This is a genomic window from Chitinophaga pendula, assembly GCF_020386615.1.
GTDB lineage: Bacteria > Bacteroidota > Bacteroidia > Chitinophagales > Chitinophagaceae > Chitinophaga > Chitinophaga pendula.
On the sequence record NZ_CP077769.1, the window covers coordinates 6,287,710 to 6,299,214 of the forward strand.

8 protein-coding genes are annotated in these 11,505 nt (G+C 52.3%); 4 read left to right on the plus strand and 4 right to left on the minus strand.

The features are described 5' to 3' along the window. Positions 1 to 8: 8 nt before the first annotated feature. Entirely contained in the window at positions 9 to 1,721 is a 1,713-nt protein-coding gene (locus KTO58_RS23520) for a RagB/SusD family nutrient uptake outer membrane protein (RefSeq protein ID WP_095837057.1), read from the plus strand. A 67-nt stretch (positions 1,722 to 1,788) separates the two neighbouring features. Here KTO58_RS23520 and KTO58_RS23525 read toward each other — a convergent pair whose 3' ends face one another. Next, positions 1,789 to 2,331, minus strand: a complete 543-nt coding sequence (locus tag KTO58_RS23525) for an SRPBCC family protein (protein ID WP_095837056.1) — start codon at positions 2,329 to 2,331, stop codon at positions 1,789 to 1,791. Between the two features lie 170 nt (positions 2,332 to 2,501). Continuing rightward, on the minus strand, positions 2,502 to 3,038 hold the full coding sequence (msrB, locus tag KTO58_RS23530) for a peptide-methionine (R)-S-oxide reductase MsrB (RefSeq protein WP_304441915.1): 537 nt from the start codon (positions 3,036 to 3,038) through the stop codon (positions 2,502 to 2,504). Between the two features lie 343 nt (positions 3,039 to 3,381). Between msrB and mutL the strand changes: the two genes are divergently transcribed. Next, the gene (gene mutL / locus KTO58_RS23535; RefSeq protein WP_095837055.1) at positions 3,382 to 5,295 is read left to right on the plus strand and encodes a DNA mismatch repair endonuclease MutL; all 1,914 of its coding nucleotides are present in this window, start codon (positions 3,382 to 3,384) and stop codon (positions 5,293 to 5,295) included. Positions 5,296 to 5,711: 416 nt separating this feature from the next. Here the strand turns inward: mutL and KTO58_RS23540 are convergent, their stop codons facing one another. Further along, positions 5,712 to 7,184, minus strand: a complete 1,473-nt coding sequence (locus KTO58_RS23540) for a gluconokinase (protein WP_095837054.1) — start codon at positions 7,182 to 7,184, stop codon at positions 5,712 to 5,714. Positions 7,185 to 7,275: 91 nt separating this feature from the next. Here KTO58_RS23540 and KTO58_RS23545 point away from each other — a divergent pair, with 91 nt between their 5' ends. Beyond that, entirely contained in the window at positions 7,276 to 9,015 is a 1,740-nt protein-coding gene (locus KTO58_RS23545) for a GMC family oxidoreductase (protein ID WP_095837053.1), read from the plus strand. A 63-nt stretch (positions 9,016 to 9,078) separates the two neighbouring features. After that, positions 9,079 to 9,765: a gluconate 2-dehydrogenase subunit 3 family protein gene (locus KTO58_RS23550; RefSeq protein WP_095837052.1), complete on the plus strand. Its 687-nt coding sequence runs from the start codon at positions 9,079 to 9,081 to the stop codon at positions 9,763 to 9,765. A gap of 79 nt (positions 9,766 to 9,844) precedes the next feature. On the opposite strand, the gene KTO58_RS23555 is transcribed toward KTO58_RS23550, so the two are convergent. Beyond that, positions 9,845 to 11,485 carry a peptide MFS transporter gene (locus KTO58_RS23555; protein WP_225859889.1) on the minus strand — a complete coding sequence of 547 codons (1,641 nt, stop codon included), beginning with the start codon at positions 11,483 to 11,485 and terminating at the stop codon, positions 9,845 to 9,847. Positions 11,486 to 11,505 lie beyond the last annotated feature (20 nt).

Genomic DNA, 11,505 nt, shown 5'->3' on the forward strand with positions numbered 1-11,505 from the left:
TTACTATTATGTACACACGTAAAATATTTATAGCCGCCTTACTCTGCCTGTCCGCCGCCTGCAGCGACAGCTTCCTCGATCTCAAACCCAAAGGAGTACTACTCCCCGAACAACTGGCCAACCGCGCCGGCGTCAACGCCGTACTCATTGGCGCCTACTCCCTCATGGATGGCGTCGGAGCAGGTAACACCACTTACCATAGCTCGGCAGACAATTGGGTATATGGCAGCGTAGCCTCCGACGATGCCTACAAAGGTTCCACCTCCGGCGATCAACCCGAAATATCTCTGATAGAAACCTACCAGATCCTGCCGGACAACAGCTACTTCCGCGGCAAATGGCGCGCCGTATACGATGGCGTCTCCCGTTGCAATAACACCCTGCAACTGCTGGCCAAAGCCAAAGATATCAACGACGACGAACGTACACGCATTACCGCAGAAGCCCGCTTCCTCCGCGGTCACTACCACTTCGAGGCTAAAAAGATGTGGAATAACATCCCCTACATCGACGATACCATCTACAACCCCGAAGACCCGGAAAGCACCAAAGTACCCAACACCGCCAACACCTGGCCCAAGATAGAAGCCGACCTCAAGTTCGCCTACGAAAATCTCCCCCATCGACAAGACCAGAAAGGCCGCGCCACCAAATGGGCCGCTGCCGCCCTGCTGGCCAAAGCATACCTCTTCCAGCAGAAATATGCCGAAGCCAAAGTCCTCCTCGATGCCATAGAATCACAGGGCGGATACTCCCTCGTAGATCGATATGCCGACAACTTCCGCGCCGCCACCAACAACAATGCAGAGTCTATACTCGAAGTACAGCACTCCGTGAACGATGGCGCACCGGGTGGCGAAAATGGTAACCAGGGTGCTACCCTTAACTACCCGTATGGAGGCCCCACCACCTGCTGCGGCTTCTTCCAGCCTTCACAGAACCTGGTCAATGCCTTCAAGACAGATGCCAATGGCCTCCCACTTGTCGACAACTTCAACGATACCGATGTCACCAACGACCAGAATATCGAGTCCACCGCACCCTTCACCCCCTACACCGGTAACCTCGACCCTCGCCTCGACTGGACCGTCGGCCGCCGCGGCATCCCCTACCTCGATCATGGCGTCCATCCCGGCAAAGCCTGGATACGCGATCAGGCCTACGCCGGCCCCTACTCGCCCATCAAAAACATGTTCTATAAAGTAGACCTGGGTACCAACACCTTCAACGGCAACGCCCGCCAGAACGCCAACAACTATCGCATGGTCCGCCTCTCCCATGTACTGCTATGGCTGGCAGAATGCGAGATAGAGGTCGGCTCCCTCGAACGGGCCCGCACCCTCGTCAACCGCATCCGCCAACGCGCCGCCAACCCTAATGGTTTCGTAAAAATGCCTGGTACCAACGCCGATGCCGCCGCCTACAGGATCGGCCTCTATACCACCGCATGGGCCGATAAAGAAACCGCCCGCAAAGCAGTACGCTTCGAAGAACGCCTCGAATTCGCCATGGAAGGACATCGCTTTTTCGACCTCGTCAGATGGGGAATCGCCGACCAGGTACTCAATAACTACGTCACCAAAGAAAAACTTAAACGCACCTACCTCAATGGCGCCAACTTCGTGAAAAATAAAAATGAATACTATCCCATCCCCCTCCAGGAAATCGTCAACAGCGCCAAAAACGGACAACCCACCCTCACACAGAACAAAGACTATTAACCACATAAAAAAGAACGGCCGCCGCGTACCCACGCGACGGCCGTTCCAATATCATCATAGCAAATAGCTAAGGCTCCTGCTTACCCCCCGCCTCCACCAACTGCTTCAGGTTACCCAACCCCTCCTCAAAATCCCGCTTGATCGATGTCTCCATAAATAACCCCAACACGTTCTGCGGACGTGGATAATCAGCCTCAAAAGTCCAGATCACCGTAGTATGTCCTTCCGCCTCCGACAACGAAAAAATGACATTCCCCGTCGCCTGCCAGGGCCGGATAAACGTCAGCCGCTGCTTCACCCGCGTAAATGGCTGCAACGCCACATGCTCCAGCTGCCCCTCCCCGATCTTCTCCCCCTTCCACGTATCCACCGCCCCCACATGCCCATCCCGCCCACTAATACTATACCTGGCACCAGGGTCCGCCTTCTTCCAAGCATTCCAGTGATTAAACTCCCTGAAATGAATCAGATACCCCCATACCCTACTGGCTGGTGCCTCAATGATCACCATACGCGATAGCTGCACATGCGTCGGCGCCACTAACAACAACAACGCCAGCGTCACTACCAGCAATCCCAGTACCCAGGATATCACTTTTAAAATTTGCATGACCGGCAGGGGTTTAATACGTAACTAATATACAATTATCTGGCCGGTCAGTTCAAGTGGAGATAACCCCCGGAAGCAAAACAAAGTATACTTCCGGAGAAAAAAATATAGCTCGTCCCGCTATTGCAGTACACAGGCTATTAAACTTCATCTTAATGATCCCTCCCTACTTAAGGCGCTTGCTCCTGGTAACGACGCTCCGCATCCTTCGCCTCCTCAAAGTCCAGGATCACAGAATTGATACAATACCGCAACCCCGTCGGTGGCGGACCATCATCAAATACATGCCCCAGGTGCCCCTTACAACGACCACACATCACCTCCGTACGATGCATACCATGCGAATTGTCCACCGCATAGATCACACTCGACTTCTCAATAGGCTGAAAAAAACTCGGCCAACCACAACTACTGTCAAACTTCGCATCCGACACAAATAATGGATTCCCACAGGCAGCACAATAATAAGTTCCTTCCTCCTTACTATTCCAGTACTTCCCCGTAAAAGCCCACTCGGTTCCCTTCTCCCTGGCTATATTATACACATCAGAGGGTAATATCCTCCGCCACTCATCATCTCCCAGGTCCACTTTACTTCTGTCCGTGCGGGAATACACGGCATTCTTTTTTTCTTCTTCCATTGGCTTGGTTTTTATCCCGCTCCACCAGTAGGTAATCACCACTACCAGCAAAACAGCAATACTCAAAATTATCTGATTCCATCACTTCAGACAGGCAATTTAATGCTGTTAACTTCTCATTAACAACGTTTTCTATATTATTGAAAATTTCTCAGCCCGGTATATTAATTACGAAACAGCACCATTTATGGTTCTGCCGGAATAACAGATGACCATGCCTTTTTTTGCATGATAGCATCTTCGTGTGAAGCTCCTCCTCCGTTGGCGTATATCCACGCTAAGCTGGCAAATAGCATATAAATCCCCTCCCCCGCTTCCCATCCGCAAACTTCAGGCCTGTTAACCACTTGTTAAACATCACTCGGGCAACTGCATGATTATTACTAACTTTACGCCAAAAGGCAAGTAAGTGGCGGACATCATAAATTTATTACCAGATAACATAGCCAACCAGATAGCAGCCGGCGAAGTCATTCAAAGACCCGCCTCGGCAGTGAAAGAACTTTTGGAAAACGCAGTGGACGCCGGTGCTACGGAAATACAACTAATTATCCGCGACGCCGGCAAAGAACTCGTTCAGGTCATCGACAACGGTAAAGGCATGAGCGAAACAGATGCCCGCATGTGCTTCGAACGACACGCCACCTCCAAGATCCAAACCATCGACGACCTGTTCCACATCCGTACCATGGGATTCCGCGGAGAAGCCCTCGCCTCCATCGCCGCCGTATCCCAGGTCGTCCTCAAAACCCGCCGCCACGACGACGAACTGGGCTCCCTCCTCGAAATCGACAACAGCGTCGTGAGGTCCCAGGAACCCTGCCAGACCGCCCCAGGTACCAGCATCGCCATGAAGAACCTCTTCTTCAATGTCCCGGCACGCCGCAACTTCCTTAAAAGTAACGCAGCAGAAATGCGGCATATTGTCGACGAATTCATCCGCGTCGCCATGGCATTCCCTCACCTCCAGTTCGTACTCAATAGTAACGGACAGGAACAATTCCACCTCGAAAAAGGCTCCCTCAAACAACGTATCATCGCCATACTCGGCCAGCACTACAACGCTCGCCTCGTCACCGTCAAAGAAAGCACCGACTACATGAACGTACATGGTTTCGTCGGCAAACCCGAAACGGCCAAAAAAACCAGAGGAGACCAGTTCTTCTTCGTTAATAACCGCTTCATCAAAAGCCCGTACCTCCACCATGCCGTCATGAACGCTTTCGCCGAAATGATACCGGCCGACAGCTTCCCCCTCTACGTCCTGTTCATCGACGTAGACCCCAGCCATGTCGATATCAACGTCCACCCCACCAAACAGGAGATCAAGTTCGACGACGAAAAAGTAATGTACGCCTTCGTACAGGCCGCCGTAAAACACGCCCTGGCCCAATTCAACGTCACTCCCACCCTCCACTTCGACCTGGACCCGGAAATACAACAACTCGACGCCGTCAGCCAACCCTTTACCGAACAACAACAGGAACAGTCCATACAGTCCTCCCTGTATAAAAGCTTTACACAGGCCCACCAGGCCCACATGATCGATAAAAGCAGCAGCAACCTGCGCCACTGGAAAGACATGTACGAAAGTGACAACGACGACGATACCACTACCACCGCCCGTAGCCACTTCCACACCATGCCTACCCCAGAGTCGCAACCAGCCGCTACCACCATACCGGCCAACTTCGAAAGCCGCACCTCCACCGCCTCCGTCATCGACGAAGGATGGCAGGATAATACCGAAGAACAAAAAGTACCCGTACAGGTACACCAACAATACATCCTCTCCCAGATCAAATCCGGATTCATCCTCGTCGACCAACAGGCCGCTCATGAACGTATCCTCTACGAACGCTACCAACGCGCCTTACAGGAAACACCCATGCCCACACAACAAAGCCTGTTCCCACAAACGTTGCAACTCCTCCCGGCAGATGCAACGCTGGTCGCCGAAATGCTCCCCGACCTCCGTACCCTCGGCTATGACCTCGAACCCTTCGGCAATCATACCTTCGTACTCAGAGGTACCCCCGCAGATATGCAAAGCGGCAACGAACAAGCCAATATCGAAGGCCTGCTAGAACAGTTCAAAAACTATAGCAACGAACTCCGGCTCCCTCGCCGCGAACAACTCGTCCGCTCCATGGCCCGTAATAACGCCATCCCCGCAGGTAAAGCGCTCTCCCCCAAGGAAATGCAAAACCTCATCGATGAACTCTTCGCCTGCAGCATGCCCAACGTATCCCCCGCCGGTAAATTCACCTACATCTCCTTCAAATTAACCGACCTGGCCAGAATGTTCGAAAGAGGTGCCTGATAATCACCTCCCCCGCACACCTTATACAACAAGCCCGGATGTACTCACGCACATCCGGGCCTGCCTTTTTATACCCTCCCTTGATAACTTGCCTTCAACACTCCTATAACATTCCTATAGCATTCCTGTAGCATTCGTATACCGTTTGTATAAGCTAACCATATCCACACTTATAGAATAGATATACCTCGCCTATACAATGGCTATACACTGGCTATAGAATGCTTATACAATGCTTATACAACGCTTATAGAATGCTTATACAACCACTCCACAACTCACTCACATACAATCACTTACTTTTCATCTTTCCTTTAGCGACACCTGGCCGCGTCATCTGACACACACCACTCACCTGCGCCAACAAAAAAGGCCGGCCCCATGGCCAGCCTCCCATATCATTACAATTTCCTTCCTCAGAATAACCCTTCCAACCGCCCGTACAACTGCTTGTACTCCTGGTAACGCTCCCGGTATACCGCACTGTGGCGAATATCCGGCGCAAATACCGTCGCAGGCCCCGTCTGCTCAGGATGATAGTCCATCCCCAACGCCTGGTAAGCCAGTATCGCCGCCCCGGTAGCCGAAGCATCCCGCTGCTGCTGCAAGGCCATCGACTGCTGGAAAATATCCGCCAGCAACTGCACCCACCCGGGCGAAGCCGTAAAACCCCCGCTCACCGAAATATGCGTCACCGGACATACCGTCTCCTCCAACCCCTCCGTGATCGTCAACAGGCTGAAAGCAATCCCCTCCAACATCGCCCGCAGAAAATGCGCAGGCGTATGATGCAACTGCACCCCCACAAAAGCACCCCGCGCATGCCCATCCCACACCGGCGCCCGCTCTCCCAACATATACGGCAGGCATAATAAACCCTCCGCTCCCGCCGGTACCGCCAACGCCCGGTCTATACATTCCGCCATACTACCCCCTTCCTCCCCTTGCTGCATAAACTGCTTGATAAACCACTGTAACACCACCCCGCCATTGTTAATAGCGCCACCAGTAATATATTGCTCCGGCATCAGCACATACGTGAATAACCGCCCGCTATCATCCGTAGCCGCCTTGAAATTCACCATCCGCACCGCACCACTGCTCCCGATCGTTAACGTCGCATGACCAGGCTCCATCGCCTGACTACCCAGCTGCGCCAGGCAACCATCACTCCCCCCGGCAATAAAAGGCGTATCAGCAGGTATACCCATCGCCTCCGCCATATCGTCCCCCAACCCCTTCAGTATATGATCCGGACTCACTGGCTTCGGCAACTGATCCACACTGATACCCGCCACCGCCATCGCCGGTACACTCCATTGCAGCGTGTATATATCCAGCAACCCGGAAGCAGATGCCACCGAATAGTCCGTAACATAAATACCAAAAAAACGGAAAAAGAGATACGACTTAATACCCACATACTTCGCCGCCCTCGCAAACACCTGCGGCGCCTGCTCCCGCATCCACACAATCTTACATAATGGCGACATCGGATGCACAGGCACCCCGGTACGCTCATACAACTGCCGGCCCTGCGCCGTGCCTTTCAGCACATCCGCCACCGCCTGGCTGCGATTGTCCGCCCAAATGATCAACGGCGTCAAAGGACTACCGTCCTCATCAACCGCCATCACACTGTGCATAGCCGCACTAAATGAAATACCGGCCGGTGCATACTTCATCTGCGCCACCACCGTACGTACACCCGCCACCACCGCCTGCAACAACTCCTCCGGATCCTGCTCACTATAACCCTCCTGCGGACGATGTGTCTGGTAACTTTGCTGGTGCACCGCCGGCATCTTACCGCCCGGCATCACGGCGATCACCTTGGTACTACCCGTACCTATGTCTACACCGATTATATAGCGTTCCTGTTTACTCATACATACATTCGATCACCAAAATAAAAAACACCTTGCATTTTCTGCATTTTTTATAGATTTAACCCTCTTGTAAGGCTAAAAATCCCACGATATGTCATTTGAAATTAAAGAAAAAGGTCAAGTCTATGACGTGTGTATTGTAGGTTCCGGCGCTGGTGGCGGAATGGCTGCCAAAACGCTCTCCGAAGCAGGTCTCAAAGTAGCCTTGCTGGAAGCTGGCCCTAACTACGACCCGGCCGACCCAAAACAATCGACACAACTCAAGTGGCCCTGGCAATCTCCCCGTAGAGGCGCCAGCACCACCCGCCCCTTCGGCGACTTCGATGCCGCATACGGTGGATGGGAAATTGACGGTGAACCATATACGAAAAAGAATGGTACGCAGTTCGACTGGTTCAGATCCCGCATGTTAGGCGGCCGTACCAACCACTGGGGACGTATCTCCCTCCGGTTCGGCCCCCGCGACTTCAAACACAAAAGCTATGATGGCCTCGGCGACGACTGGCCCATCTCATACGAAGAAGTAGCCCCGTACTACGATCGGGTAGATAAAATGATCGGCGTATTCGGCACCAAAGAAGGGATCCCCAACGAACCGGATGGATACTTCCTGCCTCCTCCAAAACCACGCCTCCACGAACTCATGATCCAAAAGGCTGCTTCTAAGATAGGCATTCCCGTTATACCATCACGACTCTCTATCCTCACCCGCCCGGTTAATAAAGACAGAAGCCCTTGCTTCTTCTGTAGCCAGTGCAGCCGCAGCTGTACCGTCTATGGCGACTTCTCCTCCTCCTCCGTACTGGTGAAACCTGCCATGAAAACAGGCCACGTAGACCTCTACGTCAACGCAATGGCCCGCGAAGTACTCACCGACAAAACCGGCAAAGCAACCGGCGTATCCTATGTCGATAAAACCGACCTCCAGGAATACCGCGTCAACGCTAAAGTAGTAGTACTGGCCGCCAGCGCCTGCGAATCCGCCAGGCTGCTCCTCAACTCTAAATCAGCCAACCACCCCAACGGACTCGCCAACTCCAGCGGCGTCGTAGGTAAATACCTCCACGACTCCACCGGCGCTTCCCGGGGCGCTTTCCTCCCCCAACTCATGGATCGAAAACGCTACAATGAAGATGGCGTAGGAGGCATGCACCTCTACATACCCTGGTGGGGAGATAATAAAAAACTCGACTTCGCCCGCGGATACCACGTCGAATTCTGGGGCGGCATGAACATGCCCGCCTATGGCTTCGGATTCGGCATCGAACATATGAACGGCAAATACCCCGGCCCCGATGGAAAACCCAAAGAGGCCGGTGGATATGGCGCATCCCTCAAAGATGACTACCGCCGCTTCTTCGGATCCACCGTCGGATTCGCCGGCCGCGGTGAATGTATCGCCCGCGAAGACAACTACTGCGAAATCGATCCCAACGTAGTCGATAAATACGGGATCCCCGTACTCCGCTTCAACTACACCTGGAGCGACCACGAGATCAAACAGGCCAAACACATGCAGGATACCTTCGAAGAGATCATCCACCAGATGGGTGGCGTCGCACTGGGTACCAAAGCTGGCCCTGAATCCATGTATGGCCTCGAAAACCCGGGCAGGATCATCCACGAAGTAGGCACCACCCGCATGGGCGATGATCCGAAAAGATCAGTACTCAACAAGTTCAGCCAAGCCCACGATGTTAAAAACGTATTCGTAGTAGATGGCGGCTCATTCGTGTCACAGGCAGATAAAAATCCTACCTGGACCATCCTCGCCTTGTCACTGCGTACCTCCGAGTACATCGTCGATCAGCTCAAAAAACAAAACCTGTAGTCCACCATAACACAGGCCGACCAACAACATTTTGTAATCCATTACCGCTAATAATATACAATTATGGATAGAAGAGAATCCCTCAAAGCACTCGCTGTAGGGTCTTTATCTGTAGGAGCCATCCTTACCGCATGTAACGATAAAAAAGATACCGGTAAGAAAGAAGAAAACACCGCCGCCGGCGAATCATATGGCCGTACCATAGAAGAAGCCGAACGCGATGCCTCCCTGCATAAAGAAAAATTCTTCACCGATGCAGAGATGAAAACCATCACCGTATTGGCCAACATCATCATACCGGCAGACGATCACTCCGGTAGCGCACAAGATGCCAAAGTACCGGAATTCATCGAATTCATCGTCAAAGACCAACCCAACTACAAGCTGCCCATGCGCGGCGGCCTCCGCTGGCTCGACGTACAGTGCCTGAAAGACTATAGCAAAGGTTTCACCGACTGCTCTAAAGAACAACAAATAGCCCTCGTCGATAAGATCGCGTATCCCGAAAAAGCCCCCGCCGACATGACACAAGGCGTCGCTTTCTTCAACATGATGCGCAACCTTACCGCCACCGGCTACTTTACCAGCAAAACAGGTATCGAATACCTGGGCTACAAAGGCAACACCCCCAACGAATGGGATGGCGTACCCGATGACGTACTCAAACAATACGGCCTCGCATACGACGAAAAAACACTGGCACAGTCGCTTAACATCAAAGACCGTGGCACCATCATGACCTGGGATTGATATAATAACACGTCCAAATACAAGCGCGGCTACCTGGTACCAGGTAGCCGCGCCGCTTTATATACATCGCCGGCAATCACTACTGCGCATATTCCTTAAAGATCCGGTTCAACCACCGCAACATCAGGAAGATCACCGCCGCAGCCCCGCCAAGCAACAGAAAGTTCACCAGGAAATAATTCGCCTTATGATCATATGTATCCCATAACGTCGCCAGGATACCAGACAACTTATTACCAATCGATGTCGCCAAAAACCATCCTCCCATCATCAACGAAGTGATACGCGCCGGGCTCAGCTTCGATACCAGCGATAATCCCATCGGACTCAAAAACAACTCCCCGATCGTTATCACCCCATAACACCCGATCAACCACCAGGGAGAGGCCTTCACAGCGCCATTACTACAAACATATACTGCCCCTACCATCAGCAACGTCGACAACGCAGATATCAATAGCCCCATCGCAATCTTAGTAGGCGTCGATGGCTCCTTGTTACGTCGCCGCAACAGGGCAAAAAAAGCCACGATCAACGGCGTCAGCGTGATCACAAAAAATGGATTGATCGACTGGAACAACTCCGTATTATACAGGCTTACACTTACCCCCACCGCTGGCATTTGCGCCGGCGCCACATTCTTGAAATACGCCTCCTTATCCCAGGTCTTCGTCGGCTTGCCCGCCGCATCCCTGATTACCCGGAACTCCTGATCAAAAGCCGTTACAGAATCCACTTTATTATGTGCCGTCTCCACCAGGTAAAGCCCCTTTGCCGGTTGCTCTATAACAGCAGGTATCTCCCGGTCCGTATAATATTGCGCCCACGTCGTCAGCGCCGTCCCGTTCTGCTTGAATACCGCCCAGAATACAATGGAAACAGCAAATATCGCCAGCAACGCAGCAATAGGCTTCCGGTCCCGCGAACTCGCCTTCACCAGCAGCGACACGAAAAAGATCAGGATCGGTATACAGGCAAAAATGAACGCATCCGTAGAGTCAGAACCAAATACATTACCGGGAATAAACCACGCTCCCAACCCCACAATGATGGCTGGCAGGAACACCACAGAAAAGATCTTGCTCAACGGCATATCCCCTTCCTGCACCGGCTTACGCACATCCGCATGTTTGTAATGTTTCATCCCGATAATAAAGATCAACACCCCCAGGAACATACCTACACCGGCCGCAATGAACGCAGCCCCCCAACCCACCTTATTACGCAGAAAAGCAGCAAAGAAATTACAGATGAAAGCGCCAATGTTAATCCCCATATAGAAGATATTATACCCGACGTCCTTCCGGCTCCGGTAACGCTCATCGTTATACACATTCCCCAACAACGTCGAAATGTTAGGCTTGAAAAAACCATTGCCTATACATACCAGCGCCAGCGAAATATAAAATACGGTCAGGTTATGTACCGATAAGCCGATATAACCAAAACCCATCAGTATCCCCCCGATAATAATAGATTTGCTGTAGCCCAACTTACGGTCCGCCAACAATCCGCCAATAAAGGGTGTCAGGTATACCACGGCGATAAAAGTGCCGAAAATGTCCGCCGCTGTCGCACGGTCCATCCCCCAACCTCCCCGGCTGGTATCAGTCAGGTATAACTGGAAAATACCCAGGATCAGATAAAATCCGAATCGCTCCCACATTTCAGACAGGAACAGGAATGGCAATGCTGCCGGATGTTTAGATTGTTGCATCATAAGTCGATAGTCAGTTTAAC

Bases quoted from the DNA above. Each gene is read 5' to 3' on its own strand.
- KTO58_RS23525 (WP_095837056.1), bottom strand. From the start codon at position 2,331: ATGCAAATTTTAAAAGTGATATCCTGGGTACTGGGATTGCTGGTAGTG.
- KTO58_RS23550 (WP_095837052.1), top strand. From the start codon at position 9,079: ATGGATAGAAGAGAATCCCTCAAAGCACTCGCTGTAGGGTCTTTATCT.
- KTO58_RS23520 (WP_095837057.1), top strand. From the start codon at position 9: ATGTACACACGTAAAATATTTATAGCCGCCTTACTCTGCCTGTCCGCC.
- KTO58_RS23540 (WP_095837054.1), bottom strand. From the start codon at position 7,184: ATGAGTAAACAGGAACGCTATATAATCGGTGTAGACATAGGTACGGGT.
- KTO58_RS23545 (WP_095837053.1), top strand. From the start codon at position 7,276: ATGTCATTTGAAATTAAAGAAAAAGGTCAAGTCTATGACGTGTGTATT.
- KTO58_RS23555 (WP_225859889.1), bottom strand. From the start codon at position 11,485: ATGATGCAACAATCTAAACATCCGGCAGCATTGCCATTCCTGTTCCTG.